This is a genomic window from Mesorhizobium sp. WSM4806 (genome assembly GCF_055811635.1).
In genome coordinates this window covers 1-15,322 of sequence record NZ_JBVVQZ010000029.1, presented here as the reverse complement: position 1 = coordinate 15,322, position 15,322 = coordinate 1, and the positions used below count along the sequence as shown (strand labels likewise).

16 protein-coding genes are annotated in these 15,322 nt (G+C 62.5%); 7 read left to right on the top strand and 9 right to left on the bottom strand.

Going from position 1 to position 15,322, the window contains the following annotated elements:
* Window positions 1–169 precede the first annotated feature (169 nt).
* The 5 genes from AC0L2M_RS31635 to AC0L2M_RS31615 all read right to left on the bottom strand — a co-directional run bounded on the left by AC0L2M_RS31635 (window position 170) and on the right by AC0L2M_RS31615 (window position 5,059).
* The gene (locus AC0L2M_RS31635) at window positions 170–415 is read right to left on the bottom strand and encodes a MoaD/ThiS family protein (protein ID WP_023799104.1); all 246 of its coding nucleotides are present in this window, start codon (window positions 413–415) and stop codon (window positions 170–172) included.
* Complete coding sequence (locus tag AC0L2M_RS31630) at window positions 403–2,679, bottom strand: xanthine dehydrogenase family protein molybdopterin-binding subunit (protein ID WP_287230053.1); 2,277 nt, start codon at window positions 2,677–2,679, stop codon at window positions 403–405. Before AC0L2M_RS31630 ends, AC0L2M_RS31635 begins: the two co-directional genes overlap by 13 nt.
* 2 nt (window positions 2,680–2,681) lie before the next feature.
* Window positions 2,682–3,158 (bottom strand): (2Fe-2S)-binding protein, encoded by a 477-nt coding sequence (locus AC0L2M_RS31625; RefSeq protein WP_473536902.1) that lies wholly within the window; start codon window positions 3,156–3,158, stop codon window positions 2,682–2,684.
* Complete coding sequence (locus tag AC0L2M_RS31620) at window positions 3,158–4,018, bottom strand: FAD binding domain-containing protein (protein WP_473536901.1); 861 nt, start codon at window positions 4,016–4,018, stop codon at window positions 3,158–3,160. Before AC0L2M_RS31620 ends, AC0L2M_RS31625 begins: the two co-directional genes overlap by 1 nt.
* A 105-nt stretch (window positions 4,019–4,123) precedes the next feature.
* Window positions 4,124–5,059, bottom strand: a complete 936-nt coding sequence (locus AC0L2M_RS31615) for a hypothetical protein (protein ID WP_023799100.1) — start codon at window positions 5,057–5,059, stop codon at window positions 4,124–4,126.
* A gap of 148 nt (window positions 5,060–5,207) precedes the next feature.
* Between AC0L2M_RS31615 and AC0L2M_RS31610 the strand changes: the two genes are divergently transcribed.
* Window positions 5,208–5,474 carry a hypothetical protein gene (locus AC0L2M_RS31610; RefSeq protein ID WP_023799099.1) on the top strand — a complete coding sequence of 89 codons (267 nt, stop codon included), beginning with the start codon at window positions 5,208–5,210 and terminating at the stop codon, window positions 5,472–5,474.
* Between the two features lie 352 nt (window positions 5,475–5,826).
* Here the strand turns inward: AC0L2M_RS31610 and AC0L2M_RS31605 are convergent, their stop codons facing one another.
* The 4 genes from AC0L2M_RS31605 to AC0L2M_RS31590 form a co-directional block, all read right to left on the bottom strand.
* On the bottom strand, window positions 5,827–7,794 hold the full coding sequence (locus tag AC0L2M_RS31605) for a putative bifunctional diguanylate cyclase/phosphodiesterase (RefSeq protein WP_473536899.1): 1,968 nt from the start codon (window positions 7,792–7,794) through the stop codon (window positions 5,827–5,829).
* 21 nt (window positions 7,795–7,815) lie between these two features.
* Window positions 7,816–8,346 (bottom strand): putative pterin-binding protein, encoded by a 531-nt coding sequence (locus AC0L2M_RS31600; RefSeq protein ID WP_473536898.1) that lies wholly within the window; start codon window positions 8,344–8,346, stop codon window positions 7,816–7,818.
* Window positions 8,347–8,645: 299 nt separating this feature from the next.
* A complete protein-coding gene (locus tag AC0L2M_RS31595; RefSeq protein ID WP_023799095.1) occupies window positions 8,646–9,410 on the bottom strand; it encodes a slipin family protein in 765 nt (254 codons plus the stop codon).
* Complete coding sequence (locus tag AC0L2M_RS31590) at window positions 9,407–10,804, bottom strand: NfeD family protein (protein WP_023799094.1); 1,398 nt, start codon at window positions 10,802–10,804, stop codon at window positions 9,407–9,409. Before AC0L2M_RS31590 ends, AC0L2M_RS31595 begins: the two co-directional genes overlap by 4 nt.
* A gap of 184 nt (window positions 10,805–10,988) precedes the next feature.
* Between AC0L2M_RS31590 and AC0L2M_RS31585 the strand changes: the two genes are divergently transcribed.
* The 6 genes from AC0L2M_RS31585 to AC0L2M_RS31560 all read left to right on the top strand — a co-directional run bounded on the left by AC0L2M_RS31585 (window position 10,989) and on the right by AC0L2M_RS31560 (window position 15,075).
* A complete protein-coding gene (locus AC0L2M_RS31585; protein ID WP_473536897.1) occupies window positions 10,989–11,723 on the top strand; it encodes a 2OG-Fe(II) oxygenase in 735 nt (244 codons plus the stop codon).
* A 455-nt stretch (window positions 11,724–12,178) separates the two neighbouring features.
* Window positions 12,179–12,337, top strand: coding sequence for a hypothetical protein (locus AC0L2M_RS31580; protein WP_473536896.1), 159 nt, complete (start codon window positions 12,179–12,181; stop codon window positions 12,335–12,337).
* A 60-nt stretch (window positions 12,338–12,397) separates the two neighbouring features.
* Window positions 12,398–12,775, top strand: coding sequence for an extracellular solute-binding protein (locus AC0L2M_RS31575; RefSeq protein ID WP_473536895.1), 378 nt, complete (start codon window positions 12,398–12,400; stop codon window positions 12,773–12,775).
* A gap of 78 nt (window positions 12,776–12,853) precedes the next feature.
* Window positions 12,854–13,261, top strand: a complete 408-nt coding sequence (locus AC0L2M_RS31570) for a type 2 periplasmic-binding domain-containing protein (protein ID WP_473536893.1) — start codon at window positions 12,854–12,856, stop codon at window positions 13,259–13,261.
* Window positions 13,262–13,348: 87 nt separating this feature from the next.
* Window positions 13,349–14,587, top strand: a complete 1,239-nt coding sequence (locus tag AC0L2M_RS31565) for a Na/Pi cotransporter family protein (protein WP_473536891.1) — start codon at window positions 13,349–13,351, stop codon at window positions 14,585–14,587.
* Window positions 14,476–15,075 (top strand): hypothetical protein, encoded by a 600-nt coding sequence (locus AC0L2M_RS31560; protein WP_473536889.1) that lies wholly within the window; start codon window positions 14,476–14,478, stop codon window positions 15,073–15,075. Before AC0L2M_RS31565 ends, AC0L2M_RS31560 begins: the two co-directional genes overlap by 112 nt.
* Window positions 15,076–15,322 lie beyond the last annotated feature (247 nt).

The following is a 15,322-nucleotide window of genomic DNA, read 5'->3' as shown; positions in this document are numbered from 1 at the left end:
AGCGAAGCGACGCGGCGCAGACCCTGGGATCCATTCCGTTACATAAGCCGAAGAATGCTGCGGCTCAGAATAAAAGCGCTCTGTAGCGATCTTTCGCGCCCCCTCGCGCTGTTCCTCCGCGATCAAAGGTTCTGCACCGCAGCAGCGCTCCGAGGTAAGATGGTGCCAACTATCCTCCCGCCAGTCTCGGCAGCAGGAATATCTCAGCGCCCTGCGGCAATTCCTTCGACCAGGTGTCGCGATAGATAACCCCGTCTATGGCGACTGCGATGCCGCGGTCGATGTAGGGCTCGAAGCCGGGATACTGCTCAGCCAGCTTCCTGAACAGCTCCCGAATATCCTTCGCCTCGATCTCGACCTTGCTCTTGCCTCCGGCGATTGCGCCGAGCGATCCCCAGAGCGTTACTTCGACCATCGGCCTCCCCGTTCCGCCTCGATCGCCGCGAGAATCCGCGGCGGCGACATCGGGATATGCGTCATCCGCACGCCCGCGGCGTTCGACACCGCATTGGCGATCGCCGCCAGCGGCGGCACGATCGAGGTTTCGCCGACGCCCCGCACCCCGTAAGGGTGGTTGGGATTGGGGATCTCGAGGATCTGCGTGTCGATCATCGGCAGGTCGGAGCAGACCGGGATGCGGTAGTCGAGAAAGCCGGGGTTCTGCAGCCGCCCGTCCTTGCCGTAGACGTACTCTTCGTTGAGCGCCCAGCCGATGCCTTGCGCGGCACCCCCCTGGTACTGCCCCTCGACATAGGTCGGGTGCACCGCCTTGCCGGCATCCTGCACGACCGTGTAGCGCAGCACCCTCGTGGCGCCGGTCTCCGGATCGACCTCGATATCGCAGATATGGGTGGCGAAGGAGACGCCGGCGCCGTCGGCGACGAGCTCGCTGTGGCCGGCGATCGGCCCGCCGGTCTTTCCTGACCCGGCCGCGATCTCCTTCAGAGACAGCGCCGCAAGGTTGCCGTACTTCTCGCCTTTGGCGATGGCGTGGCCGTTTTCCCAGAGCACGTCGTCGACGGGAACATCCCACATCTGCGCGGCGCGTTCCCGCAGGATCTTGATGGCGTTGCGGGCGGCCGAGATCGTCGCCATCGAGGAGGAGAAGGTACCGCGGCTGCCGTCCGTCATGTCGTTGTAGCCGAGGCTGGAGGTGTCGGCGACCACCGCCTTGATCTGCTCATAGGCGATGCCGAGTTCCTCCGCCGCCACCAGCGACAGCGACGCGCGGGAACCACCCACATCGACCGTGCCGACGGCAAGCGAGACCGAGCCGTCCATGCCGATGTTGAGGTCGGTGCAGGTCTGGCCGCCGAAGTTGAACCAGAAGCCGCAAGCCATGCCGCGGCCCTGGTTCTTACCCAGCGGCGCCTGCATGTGCGGATGGTTCTTCGCCGCCTCCAGCGTCGGGCCGATGCCGATCGGGCCGTAAACCGGGCCGTAGGACGATCGGGTGCCTTCCTGGGCGGCGTTCCTGATCCGGAACTCGACCGGATCCATGCCGATCTCCTTGGCCAGCTCGTCGACGGCACTTTCCACTGCAAACGCCGCCATCGGCGCCGATGGCGCGCGATAGGCCGCCGTCTTTGGCCGGTTGACCAGCACTTCGTAGCCGACCGTCCTGACGTTAGCGAGATTGTAGCAGGCGAACGCGGTCATGGCGCCGAGCTCGGCCCACATGCCGGCATAGGGGCCGCAGGAATAGCGCAGCGTCGCCTCGGCCGCGGTGATCGTGCCGTCCTTGCGGGCGCCGATCCTGACGTCGATCGAGGTGGCACTGGTCGGCCCGGAGGCGCGGAACACCTCGTCGCGCGTCATCACCAGCTTGACCGGCCGGCCGGCCTTGCGCGAGAGCGCCAGCGCCACCGGCTCGGCCCAGACGTGTGTCTTGCCGCCGAAACCGCCGCCGATTTCCGACGAGGTGACGCGCAGCTTGGAGGCTTCCATGCCAAGCAGCTGAGCGCAGTGCTGGCGGTAGACGAAATGGCCTTGCGTGCAGACCCAGAGGTCGGCGGTGCCGTCGGAACTGACGCTCGCCACGCAGGCATGCGGCTCGATATAGCCCTGGTGCGTCTGCTCGGTCTTGAAGGAGCGTTCGACGACGTAATCGGCCTGGCCAAATCCCTCATGGATGTCGCCATGGCCGTACTGGCTGCGTTTGGTGACGTTGGACGGCTTGACGGGCTTTTGCTCAAGGCCCTCGGTGAAGATGGTGTCGTCGAGCACGGGCGCCGAGTGCTTCATCGCCTCGTCGACATCGGTCACATGCGGCAGCACTTCATAGTCGACCTCGATCAGCTTCAGCGCCTGCCTTGCCGTGCGGGCGTCGACCGCGGCGACCGCGGCCACCGCATGGCCGTCATAGAGCGCCTTCTTGCGCGCCATGCAGTTGTCGAGGATGTCGTACATGGCGGCATCGCCGTCGGTGAGGTCGGGCAGGTCGGCCGCGGTGATCACCGCCTTCACGCCGTTGAGCTTCTCCGCCTTCGAGGTGTCGATCTTCCTGATCGTGGCGTGCGCGTGCGGGCTTCTCAGGACACGCCCGACCAACTGGCCGGCCATGTTGAAATCCGCGCCATAGCGCGCGCGGCCCGTTACCTTGTCAACGCCGTCGGGGCGGATGGGACGCGTGCCGACGGAGGCGAAATTGCGTCCGGAATAGCGCGGATCGAAGTTCATCGTCAGGCTCCCTTGATCACGCTTGCGGCGTCCTGAACGGCGCGCACGATCTTGTCATAGCCGGTGCAGCGGCAGAGGTTCCCGGCGAGGCCGAAGCGGATTTCCTCCTCGGTCGGGTCGGGGTTCTTGGCCAGCAGGTCTTTCGCCGCGATCAGGAAGCCCGGCGTGCAGACGCCGCATTGCAGCGCTGCGTGTTCGAGGAACTTCTGCTGCAGCGGATGCAGCCTGTCGCCGTGCGCCATGCCCTCGATGGTTTCGACGCGCCGGCCCTCGGTCTCCGCGCCAAGCACCAGGCACGAGCATACCAGCCGGTCGTCGAGGATGATGCTGCAGGCGCCGCAGTCGCCGGTGCCGCAGCCTTCCTTGGCGCCGGTCAGCCCGAGGCGGTCGCGCAGCACGTCGAGCAGCGTCTCGTCCGGCTGGCAAAGGTACTCGACATTGTCGCCGTTGATTGTCGTTGAAACTGCTACACCAGCCATCACTTGCCTCCTGCACGCGCATAGGCGGTCGTGGCGGCCCGCCTGGCCAGCACACCCGCAACTTTTCTTCTGAACTCGACGGTGCCCCGCTTGTCGTCGATGGGGCGGCAGGCCCCCGAGCAGACCTTGGCGAGCCGCTCAAGTGCTGCTTCGTCCAGCTTCCTGCCGATGAGGGCCTCGGCCGCCTCTTCCACCAGCAGCACCGTCGGTGCCGCTGCGCCCAGCGCCACGCGGGCCGATTTGACGACGCCTTGCTCATGGAGCGTCAGGTTCACCCCGGCGCTGACCACGGCGATATCCATCTCCGTGCGTGGAATGAAACGCAGATAGGCATCGCCGGAGCGCGGCGCCCGCCTGTCGAGCAGGATCGCCTCGATGATTTCTCCCTTGGCGAGCGACGTCTTGCCAGGCCCGGTGGGGACTGCCTCCACCGCGACCGTGCGCCTGCCTCCTGGCCCGACAATCGATGCCCTGGCGCCGGCGGCCACCAGCGCCGGCACGCTGTCGGCGGCCGGCGAGGCGTTGCAAAGATTGCCGACGATCGTGCAGCGTCCCTGCACCTGTTTGGAGCCGATCAGCTTGGCCGCTTCGACGACGCCCGGCCATTCCCTGTTCAAGGCCGCGCTCTCTCCCATCAGGGCGCAGGGGACCGCGGCACCGATGCTGAAGCCCTCCGCCGTTTCCCCGATCTCGCCCAGTCCGTCGATCGACTTGATGTCGACGATAAGGTCGGGCTCGATAAAGCCGCCTTTCATTCTCACCAGGAGGTCGCTGCCTCCGGCGAGAATGGCGGCGGTGCCGGGCGAGCCGGCCAACTGGCCAACGGCATCTTCCATTGAAAGCGGACGTATGTAGCGCATCGTCTCCCCTTGATCATCGCAATTCTGTCGGCCTGTTATAGAGCCTTGGATTGGAATGGTCATCCGGTTCTGCATGAGCAGCGATTAGGCCAGGCGCGTCCGCGTTCAGGGCGCCGGGTTGAACTGGAGCAATTTGAAACAATCGCCGCTTCCCGACTTCAACTGCGTCAGGAAACGTTTCGACCGATCGATCCATTCCTGGTGCGACCTGGCTTCGGCCTCGATCTCGTCGACCGGTCCAAGCTTGACGAAGCTGCGCCCCTTGCTGAAAAGCCAGCACGCACGGCCGAGAAGTCTTCGGCTGCGCTGGCGCAAGAGGTCGGCATCATAAAAGATGTCGAGCACCTCCTGCTTGATTTTTGCCTGTTTTTCAGGATTTGCGATCGCAACCGCGATCGAGTCTCCGCCGATCGCATCCTGCAGGTCCTTGTAGTCGAGGGCGAGCTGAGTGGTGGCATATTTGATCTCGCTCTCATCCCGGACGATGTTGAACCACAGCGCGGGATCGAGCTCGTTGACGACGAACGATGCCTCGAAGTCGCGCGATAGGTTCAGGATCTCGAACCCTTGAACCTCAACATCGCGCTCAACCAAAAGGATCTCGGCGACCTGCTTGCCGACTTCCGCCCCGTGCGCGCTGATCGCGGCGTTGGTTCCACCGAGTTCCGGACTGATATAGGGTCCGCCATCATCCAGCAGCGCATCGAATTCGCTGAGGTATTCGACGACGGCCGCCCCGCGAGCAATGCGCGCGGCCAGTTTGGCGAGAACCAGCTGGAGCTCGGTTTCGCGTTTGCGCTGCTCCTGATAATTCTGCTGAAAAAAGAAGATGAACAGGGAAACGCCAATTCCGATCAGGATCACGCCGAGTTGGGAAAAGATGTTGCGATAATACTCCAGCAGCTTTTCACGATGGCGCATGTCGTGGCGCACGCTGTGCGCCACACGAGCATTGACGATCAGCGAAAGGATCAGCAGCCCGGCACCGACCAGGATGAGGCCGCCGATGAGGAAATAGCCTTGCCCTGAACTGAAATCCATTCTTTTGCCGCGTCCTGAAGCCCGAGACCGCGCAGACTAATCCCATTCCGTTTCAACGCCTACGGGCGCCCCCAAAAGCGTGCGCTCGCCTAATACTTTAGTTGTAATCTGCCGCGTGTTTGATATCGTGACAGTGGGAGGAATTCAGATGGCCGTGGAGTGCAAATCCGCGCCCTATATGGGCGTCTTTTCAACCATTGAACTGGATCTTTTGAGGGGTGTGGTGCGGGAAACTTTGCGGTCCGGCGAAGCGGAGCTCGACAACGAGGACGCCGAAAGGATCGCGCGTGTGGTCATCGCAACCTACAAGGACGGCGCCTCGGGCCGCGAGGAATTGCTTGAAGCCGCCCGGATTGCCGCCAGGCGCTGCGCCCTCGACCATTTTTACGATCGAGCAGTCGGCCTGTTCGCATAGGACTTCGCAGCTGACGCACTTCAGGGCGGTGTTGCTCGTTCGACATTTCGTTGCGCACGTCGATCTCGTCAGTCGCTGCGGCCTACCTTCTCATGTCCTTCGAGCCGCAAGTCTGCCATCGGCTGCGAACCGTCGGTGGCAAATCTCACTGGCAGATCGCAAACGTTGGAGATTGGCCGAAACACCCCTCCACTTCGTCATCCTAGGCGAAGCAAGGAGCGAAGCGGCGCGGCGCAGACCCTGGGATCCATGCCGTTACCTCAGCCGAAGAATGCTACGGCCCAGACCCGAACGCTACCACCCCGTTCCGCGAAAAAGCTCGAACCATTCTGGGTTGGGTCGGCAGCGACCCTTACGCAGAAATACCCAGCCTGAACTTGTCCGTATCTCTCATCCTGCCTTGCCTCGCGGCCAGGTGGTTCGTCAGCAGATTTTCTTCGATCGGCTGTGACAGGAAAAATCCCTGAGCGCTGTGACAATGCTCGGCGATCAGGAAATCGAGCTGCGCTTCGTTTTCCACCCCCTCTGCCAGAACGGTCAAGCCGAGCGAATTGGCCAGCGCTATAATGCCTCGAACGACGTTCTGTTTTTTCTTCGACGCTTCCAGACCGCTCAAGAACGATCGGTCGATCTTCAGCCGATCGAGGTTGAAGTCGGCAAGGTAGCCGAAACTTGAATAGCCGGAGCCAAAATCGTCGAGTGCCAGACCGACGCCGATATTTCGAATTTCCGTCAGCATGTTCAAGGCGTTTCGGCTGTTCTGGATAAGCACCCCTTCCGTTATTTCCAGTTGGAGGCGCGACGGCGGCAGTCCTGTTTGTTGCAGCACCAGAACAAGGTGGGCAAAGTACGCATCGTTCTGAAGGCTTTTGCCCGACAGATTGACCGAGCAAACGAAATCATCGGCAGAAACAGGCGCCCATCGAGCTGCCTGCAGGCAAGCCTTGCTCAGCACGACCTTGTCGACTTCCAGTATCAGGTCGCTTCGTTCGGCAATTGGAATGAATGACATCGGCAGACGAATCGCGCCCGAAGCGGGATCGCGCCAGCGCACCAGCGCCTCGGCGCCGATCATGCGGCCGGTTGCCAGCTCGAACTGCGGTTGCCAAACCAGAAAGAACTCGTCGCAGTTAAGCGCACGCTTAATCCCAGCTTCTTGGCCGAGCTGCATATCGAACTGATTGAGGATTGCAGGCGAGAACGTCACGAAGCCAGAGCGTCCTTCGGCTTTGGCGACATAAAGAGCGCTGTCCGCGTTGCGCAACAGGGTGGAAATATCCGAACCATGTTCGGGGAAACACGCCATGCCGATACTGGCTCCCATCCGCACGTGGTGGCCCGCGAGTTCGGCAAACCGGTTCAATTGCTCGCGAAGCCGATTTCCGAGAGCATCGGCTGCCGCGTGCCGGTCCCCGATCGCCATGACGGCGAACTCGTCACCGCCCAAACGGATGGCGACAACTTCGTCGGGCCGTTCGACCGATTGCAGGATTTCGGCGACGGCTTTCAGCAAGAGATCACCGATGTGATGACCGAACGTATCGTTCACGCTCTTGAAATGATCCAAATCTATCAGGAAAAGCCGGAGTTGCTTGCCGGCCAGCCTTGCCCGGTCCAGCATCACGTCCCTGTTGGCTGACATCCAGGCACGGTTCTTCAGTTCCGTCGTCGCGTCGCGCCAGGCCAGAAACTCCAGTTTCCTTATCGTTTCCCGACGGCCGATAAGCAATACGGCAGTTCCGATCGCCAGCAGCGACAAGACCGCCAGAGCGAATGCAATCTGGTAGTTGAATCTCTTCAGGCTTTTTTCCGCCGAATAGAGATCCACGTTGATCTCATCTCCATATTTGTAATATTCGTCGTTCATCCTCGCTACGAGATGCTCGAGCTCCAACCCCATTTCCTTCAAAATCTTTTCGTCGAGAGGCAGCCCGGCCGCAATCATGGCATCAAGCCGTGTCACCGCGTCAACGATACGCGGAACGATACTTGCGTAGGCGGGAATCTCGCTTGCCGTCCCGGTGCCGTCGATCCGCTTGAAGCGGATGTAGACCAGGTCGTTCGCCGCTGATAACTGCTCAAGGCTGTCTGCAGAGCCGGGGGCGGCCTTGGCGAGCGATGTCATGTCCTTGAGGTGAGTTACATCGCGTATTGCAATATGGAACTCGCGGATGGCGAAAAAGCCGAACCGCGGCAGCGAATATTCGATCTTGCTGAGGCTGAGAAACAGTACGGTGATCAGGACCGCAGAGCTGGCTGCTGCAGCCGCGATGGCGGTCCCGTAGGTGACGGGAACGCGCCAGCCTTTAAAGCGTGCCATTCGAGCCACGCCGGAGCTCGATCAGCCGCCAGGCTCGAGCGTCTTGATCAGCCAGACCCACCGTGGTTTGTGGACTGGCGTGTCGAAGGCCGGGTGGTCGTTGAGCGGATAGACCAGCCGGGTCGGACCTTGCGTGCGCCGGGTCAGCAATTTTCCATTCTGGCGGGTGGCAAGCAGGAGAGGACCTTCCGTCCAATCCTGGCGCGGAATTATCTGCACATATTCGTCCACCGCCCGCAGAACAACGGAATCCTCGCCTTCCAATCGAACGAGCTTGAGCACGTCGCGGAACAGGACGCCTTCAAATGTCAGCTGCCCTTTTTCAAATGGACTTGCGGTGGTGACCCGGTAGAGACCGAGCTTTTCCAGCTGTCGCAACGTGACTGGGACCGACTTGCCGTTGTTCTGAACATTGAAGGCCACAGTGTCTGGCGATTCCGGGAGATCAACGGGCTCCAACGCCCCGGCCGGCAAGATGCAAAAGGCCAGGACTGCCAGCATGATCAGACTGCGCTTGAGCGATGATAGTCCGGTGTTGAGCAAGGATGACATGCGCAATCCTTTTCTTCTCGATGGGCCAGCACCCAGCCGTCGCCTGACTTTCATTCGGGCAGGCGGGTTCAACATTGCCATGAATGTCTGATTTTTCCGTTAGCCCTGTTCGGCCAACGAACGGTTGATTGGCGCGCAGCGGCGACCTGCCGATCTCCCCGCTCGTGGCGGAGATGGCCGGCATGAAGGATCGCGGCCTCATTCCAGCTTGGGTTCCTCGCCCCCACGAAGTGGTCCATTGTTGTGGGGCGAGATGCCTGCCAGGGCAGAGGGGGTTGAAGGATCGCCGGCCTTCGAGCTCACGTCTTCTCGCCGGTCGGCCTGATGAAATGGCCGAGCAAATCCATCGGCACCGGAAACACCACCGTCGACGAGCGTTCACCGGCGATGTCATGGAGCGCCTCGAAATAGCGCAGCTGCATGGCCTGCGGGGTCTCGGACAGCATCTTGCCGGCCTCGACGAGTTTTGCCGCCGCCTGCTGTTCGCCGTCGGCATTGATCACTTTCGCACGCCGCAGCCGTTCGGCCTCGGCCTGCTTGGCGATGGCGCGGACCATGTTCTCGTTGAGGTCGACATGCTTGATCTCGACATCGGAGACCTTGATGCCCCAGGCATCGGTCCGCTGATCGAGGATCTCCTGGATATCGCTGTTGAGCTTGTCGCGTTCGGCCAGCATTTCATCGAGTTCATGCTTGCCGAGCACCGAGCGCAACGTGGTCTGTGCCAGCTGGTTGGTGGCGGTCATGAAGTCCTCGACCTGGATCACCGCCCGCTCGGCGTCGACGATACGAAAATACAGCACTGCGTTGACCTTCACCGAGACGTTGTCGCGCGAGATCACGTCCTGCGGCGGCACGTCCTGGACCACCACCCTCAGGTCGACCTTCACCATCTGCTGCACGAAGGGGATGAGGATGATCAGGCCGGGCCCCTTGACCCCGGTGAAGCGGCCGAGCGTGAAGACCACGCCGCGCTGATATTCCCTCAGGATGCGAATGGCCGCGGACAGGAACATGACCACGACGAGCGCTGCCACCAGATAGGCCACATATCCGAGCATCATTGCCTTGCTCCATCGCTTCGCACATTGCGGCGCCGTATCGTCAGCACGAGACCCCTGACATCAGCCACCTCGACGCTGTCGCCCACCGCAATGGGTTCGTCGGCTTTCGCCCGCCAGCGCTCACCCCGGGCCAGCACGTGTCCCTCGCTGCCCTGCCAGTCGAGGACCTTGGCCGGCAGCCCTTGCATGGCCTGGGCGCCAACACGCGGAACGTTCTTGCGGGCCGCCCACAGATAGCTGCCGGTCAGCAGCGCCAGGCCGAGCGTCAGGATGGCGGCGGTGCCGATGACGGCCCACGACATCTCGAAGCCGGGACCTTCGATCCTGAGCAGCATGGCAGCGCCCAGCAGAAACGCAGCCACGCCTCCCAGCCCAAGCACCACTGTGGGATTAAAGACCTCGACGACGAGGAAGATGATGCCAAGCAGCATCAGGGCAAGGCCGGCATAGCTGATCGGCAGGAGATTGAGCGCATAGAGCCCGAGCAGCAGGCAGATCGTGCCGATCACGCCTGGCGCGACCGCGCCCGGGCTGGTGAACTCGAAGACGAGGCCATAAACGCCGATCAGCATCAGGATGACGGCGATGTTCGGGTCGGTGATGACGGCGAGAAGCCGGATGAGCCAGCCAGGCTCGAGCGTTTCAACCGGCAGCCTTTTGGTCGCCAGCACCTTTTTCCTGCCGGCGATCTCGACCGTCCGGCCGTCGGCCAGCTGAAGCAGTTCGGTCGTGTCGCGGGCGACAAAGTCGATCACATTTTCCTGCAGTGCGGCGCTGGCCGACAGGCTGGCCGCCTCGCGCACCGCCTTTTCACCCCAATCGGCATTGCGCCCGCGCAGTTCGGCCAGGCTGCGGATCAAGGCAACCGCGTCGTTCGTGGCCTTGGCGATCATCGCATTGCCCGCCGGTGGATTCTTCGGGTCCTTGCCGGCTTCCGGGCCATTGTTCTTGTCGTCGCCGGGAAAGGATGGCATCGGCCCGCCCATCTCGATGGGCGTTGCCGCGCCCAGATTGGTGCCGGGCGCCATCGCCGCCACATGGGTTGCGTAGAGGATGTAGGTTCCGGCGCTCGCCGCATGCCCGCCGGCGGGCGCGACATAGCCGATGACGGGAACCGGGGAGGCGAGGATGTCGGCGATGATCTCACGCATGCTGGTGACCAACCCGCCCGGCGTGTTCATCTGCAGGATGAAAACCTCGGCGTTCCGTTCTGCGGCCACCGCCAGCGCTTCCTCGAACTGCATGGCGCTCGCCGGACCGATGGCGCCGTCTATCTCGATGCGCAGCGCAGTCCTCCCCTGGCCGTTTGCTTCTCCTGTTGCTGCGGAAGAAGAACAAACAGCCACAGCGGCTACAAAAGCCGCGGCAATCAGGGCTACACGCGCGAGTTTCACGCTCAAAGCTCCCTATCAGGGATATGGGCTCGATTTTGCCAAAATCCATGCTGCGTCGCGGCGGTGAAGCTGATCCATGGCAACCTTGCGTTGTGCCTAAACCGGTTGGCAGGAAACGGGTGGTTTGTGTGCGCTGCTTCACCCATCTGATGGCAGAAGCCGATGAAGCCAGAGGAGCAGAGCTATGACCATGCACACGGTTCCAGCAGCAGCGGTCCGATCGGCGGAAGCGCGCGTCGCCGGATATGACTGGCAGGCACTGGCCGAGGAGATGAGCTTCTATGGCTGCGCGGTGATGGAAAAGCTGCTGACACCAGAAGAATGCCGGGAGATCGCCGGGCTGTATCCCGACGAAAGCCATTTCCGCAGCCATGTCCACATGGCGCGGCACGGCTTCGGCAAGGGCGAGTACCGCTATTTCCGCTATCCCTTGCCCGAGCTGATCGGCGGCTTGCGCACCGCGCTCTATCCGCGCCTTGCCGCCGTCGCCAACGACTGGAACGAACGCGTCGCGCAGCGCTACCCGGACGAACACGCCGCGTTCCTCAAGCAATGCCACGAGCAGGGCCAGACGCGGCCGACGCCGCTCCTGCTGCAATATGGTCCCGGCGACTTCAACTGCCTGCATCAGGATCTCTACGGCGAGCTTGCGTTCCCGCTGCAGGTGGCAATCCTGCTGTCCGAACCGGATAAGGATTTCACCGGCGGCGAGTTCGTGCTGACCGAACAGCGCCCGCGCATGCAGAGCCGCGCCGAGGTGGTGCCGCTGCGCCAGGGCGACGCAGTCGCCTTCGCGGTCCACAATCGTCCGGTCCAGGGCAGCAAAGGCAGCTACCGCGTCAATCTCAGGCACGGCGTCAGCCGGATTCGCTCCGGCCTGCGCCATACGGTGGGCATTATCTTCCACGACGCGAAATAGGGCTGTCCCTGCGTGGAGGCGACCAGCAACTTCGTGCCAAGGGGATCTGTTGTCGGAGTCGGCGCCGCCCCTCATCGCCCTGCCGGGCACTTCTCCCCGTGTGACGGGGAGAAGGGACTGGTCGCACCGTGGCGGAATTCTGCAACGCTGGTGATTGGCGAAACCATCGATGAGAGCGCCCCTCTCCCCGTCACTATACGGGGAGAGGGTGCCGGCAGGCAGGTGAGGGGCAGCGCAAAGCTGAAGCGATTGGCTGCCGAACAATTCTTCAGGCAACCGCGGCAATCGCGGAAAAATAAAAATCTCACCCGCAAAGATCTTTGTCATCCAATCGTTAACCAAGGTTCATACGGTGAGCGGGTTGTTTCTCTGCCGGCGTTCGTTCGCCGGGCGGATGACTGTTGATATCTGCCAAGACTGAAAACTAGCTATTTGTTCGCGCGTCGGGGATCGCCATGATGTTTCCAGCAAGCTTTGCGTCACTACGGCGCAAATCGGCGAAGATAAGCGGCGCCATCACGCTGGCTGTTGCCTTGATGATCGGGGCCGCTGCACAGGCCGAGCCTATCCGCGGCGCCGGATCGACACTGGCCGCCCCGATCATCGGCAAATAGGCAACGGCCTACGAGAACGCCCGCGCCGACGGCGGCGACTATGTCTCGCCCGATTGGAAGGTGGACTATGAAATCGTCGGCTCGCTCGCCGGCGTCCTGCGTCTCGATCAGCCGGATATCGACTTTGCCGTGACGGATGCGCCGATCAATGGCGCCGAACTCAAGAAGGCCGGCCGACAGCAGTTTCCGATCGTGATGGGCGCCATCGCCGTCGTCGTCAATCTCGACGGCATCGGCCCGGGAAGCCTTCGCCTGACCGGGCCGCTGCCGGCCGACATCTATCTGGGCAAGATCCAGTCATGGTCCGATCCCGCGATCAAGGCGGTGAATCCGGATGTGACGCTGCCCGATCTCAGGATCAGCGTCGTTCACCGCAAGGATGGCTCCGGCTCGACCTTTGTCTTCACGCAGTATCTGTCGGCGGTCAGCGATGAATGAAGGCCAAATACGGCGCAAATACACTGATCTCGTGGCCTCGGCACTGACGCGGAAGGCACACAGAACCTCATCCAAGCCGTGCACGACACGAAGGGCGCGATCGCCTATGCCGAATCCGGCCAGGCCCAGCGCGCCAGCCTTGCCTACGCGCTGATCCAGAACAGAGCCGGCAAGTTCGTCAAGCCGGAGCCGCAGGGCGTGCAAGCTGCCGCGACATCCATCGACTGGGCGCAAACGACCGACTTCTTCGCCTCGCTGACCGATCGAGACGGCGATGCCGCCTATCCGATCAGCACGGCGGTGTTCGCGGTCGTTCAGGTCTCGGGCCGTTCGGAACATCGCTATCGCCGCGTGCACGACCTTTTCCGGCTCGCCTTCGCCCACCGCGCTGATGACGCCGCCGCGCTCGGCTACGTGCCGCTGCCGAAGGCGCTCGTCGCCCGGATCGAGCAATACTGGGCAAGGCTGGAGCCGGTCGGAAACTGAGCGGAAGAGCCAGGCCGCTGCTTCGCGCAGCGCCTGAACTGAAATTCATATCGCGCCGTGATGGCGGCTTGTTGGGGACTGCGTGACATGGACATCGATATCTTCAAGGACATCCTCGTGCCGGTGATCGGCGGGTTGGGCATTTTTATGCTCGGCCTCGACTTCATGGCCAACGGCATCCAGGCGCTGTCGGTCAACCGGATGCGGGCCTTTCTCGCCAAGGCCGCCGGAACGCCGATCAAGGGCGTGCTGGCGGGAACGCTGATCACCGGCGTCATCCAGTCGTCGACGGCGATGAGCGTCATGGTCGTCGGCCTGGTCAATGCCGGCGTCATCGCGCTTCGACCGGCGGTCAGCGTGATCATGGGCGCCAATATCGGCACCACGCTCGGCAACGGGCTCATCGCCCTGCCGCTCGGTCCGCTCGGGCTGATCCTGGCCGGCGTGTTCTCGCTGATCTACTGCTTTGCCAAAAGCGAGAAGGTCAAGAACATAGCGCTTGCCGGCATGGGCTTCGCGCTGATCTTTTATGGCCTCAACCTGATGACCGGCGGCCTGCGCCCGCTGCGCAATCTGCCCGAAGTCATGGCACTGCTTCAAACACTGACGGCCGACTCCTATCTCAACCTGCTCAAATGCGTGTTCATCGCCGCCGGCGTGACCGCCATGATCCATTCGTCCTCGGCGACGATCGGCATTGTCATGGGCCTTGGCGCCGCCGGCATTCTCGACTGGACGACGGCCGTCGCCTTCTCGCTCGGCGCCGATCTCGGCACCACGATCACCTCGTGGATGGCTTCGCTCAATCTTTCGAAAAACGCCAAGCGCACCGCTTACGCCCACATCTCCTTCAACATCATCGGCGTGTGCATCACCATCCCGCTGTTCTTCGTCTCCATGCAGTTCCTGGAATGGGCCATGCAGTTCTTCGGCGGCGATCCCGCCATTCCGGTGATCGTCGACGGCAAGGAGGCCTTTCCCCTGGTGCCGGTCGCGGTCGGCCTCTACTCGACCTTCTTCAACGTCTTCAACACGTTGTTGCTGTTTCCGTTCATCGGGGTGTTCGAGCCCTGTCGCGTGTCGGTCACACCGATGCCGAGGACACGGAAGATTTCTCGACGCCGCGATTCCTCGACCGCAAGCTGGCCGGCGATTTCGCCAAGGCCGTTCCCGCTGTCCAGCAGGAGACGGCCCGCCATCTGCAAGCCGGCGCCATGTTCCTCGACATCGCCCGCTCGTCGAAGAAGGCGCCGTCGGATCCGGGCGAGCACTACCTCGCAACCGATATCCTCAGCCGCGACATCCGCGCCTACACCGCCGAATTGATGAAGGAAGACCTGCCCTACGACCAGCTCGACCTGATCGCCAGCCTGATCGAGGAAGCCGACTTCACCGCCGCCCTGACGGAATCGATGCATCAGGTGGCGCGCCGCGTCAGGCGCGAGAAGTTCAGCGGTCCGGCGCAGGCCATCGTCGACGTCGGGCTGAGCAAGCTCGATGCCTCGCTGCGACAGATCTTGCCGACTTACGGCATCTCCGACCCGAAGGTGCCGGCCGGACATGTCAATCTGCCGGAGGTCGAGGAACTGCGTGCCCGCACGCTGGCGCTCGGACCCAATGCAGGCGCCGCCGAACGCGGCACGATCCTGGCCCTGCTCGGGTCGATCGAACGCGCGGAAATCCTGATCCAACGCATCGATGCCGAGCGCAAATCGGTCAACCGGCAAAGCGTGCTCGCCCGGGCGTCGGCACGCAAGGAAACCAGGCCGCACGCGATGGGCGATCCCGGCCTCAGCCCGGTCCCGGCCGAGTAGCGGGGCGGGACATAGCGCGTTCGCATTAGAGGCGACGAATTATCGAAGTCGGCGCCGCCCCTCATCGCCCTGCCGGGCACTTCTCCCCGTATGGTGACGGGGAGAAGTGGCTGGCGGCGACCTAGGTGAATATTCTGCAACGCTGGTGATTGGCGAAACCGGCGAAGAGATGTCCAGTTGATAGATGGGTAACACTTTGAACCGGATACATGGGTTACAGTTTTCCCCCTGTCGTGGGGGGGGGGGG

What these genes read in the sequence shown, in the direction of transcription:
- AC0L2M_RS31635 (WP_023799104.1), bottom strand. Translation starts at nt 415, where the DNA reads ATGGTCGAAGTAACGCTCTGGGGATCGCTCGGCGCAATCGCCGGAGGC.
- AC0L2M_RS31630 (WP_287230053.1), bottom strand. Translation starts at nt 2,679, where the DNA reads ATGAACTTCGATCCGCGCTATTCCGGACGCAATTTCGCCTCCGTCGGC.
- AC0L2M_RS31625 (WP_473536902.1), bottom strand. Translation starts at nt 3,158, where the DNA reads ATGGCTGGTGTAGCAGTTTCAACGACAATCAACGGCGACAATGTCGAG.
- AC0L2M_RS31620 (WP_473536901.1), bottom strand. Translation starts at nt 4,018, where the DNA reads ATGCGCTACATACGTCCGCTTTCAATGGAAGATGCCGTTGGCCAGTTG.
- AC0L2M_RS31615 (WP_023799100.1), bottom strand. Translation starts at nt 5,059, where the DNA reads ATGGATTTCAGTTCAGGGCAAGGCTATTTCCTCATCGGCGGCCTCATC.
- AC0L2M_RS31610 (WP_023799099.1), top strand. Translation starts at nt 5,208, where the DNA reads ATGGCCGTGGAGTGCAAATCCGCGCCCTATATGGGCGTCTTTTCAACC.
- AC0L2M_RS31605 (WP_473536899.1), bottom strand. Translation starts at nt 7,794, where the DNA reads ATGGCACGCTTTAAAGGCTGGCGCGTTCCCGTCACCTACGGGACCGCC.
- AC0L2M_RS31600 (WP_473536898.1), bottom strand. Translation starts at nt 8,346, where the DNA reads ATGTCATCCTTGCTCAACACCGGACTATCATCGCTCAAGCGCAGTCTG.
- AC0L2M_RS31595 (WP_023799095.1), bottom strand. Translation starts at nt 9,410, where the DNA reads ATGATGCTCGGATATGTGGCCTATCTGGTGGCAGCGCTCGTCGTGGTC.
- AC0L2M_RS31585 (WP_473536897.1), top strand. Translation starts at nt 10,989, where the DNA reads ATGACCATGCACACGGTTCCAGCAGCAGCGGTCCGATCGGCGGAAGCG.
- AC0L2M_RS31580 (WP_473536896.1), top strand. Translation starts at nt 12,179, where the DNA reads ATGATGTTTCCAGCAAGCTTTGCGTCACTACGGCGCAAATCGGCGAAG.
- AC0L2M_RS31565 (WP_473536891.1), top strand. Translation starts at nt 13,349, where the DNA reads ATGGACATCGATATCTTCAAGGACATCCTCGTGCCGGTGATCGGCGGG.
- AC0L2M_RS31560 (WP_473536889.1), top strand. Translation starts at nt 14,476, where the DNA reads ATGTTCCTCGACATCGCCCGCTCGTCGAAGAAGGCGCCGTCGGATCCG.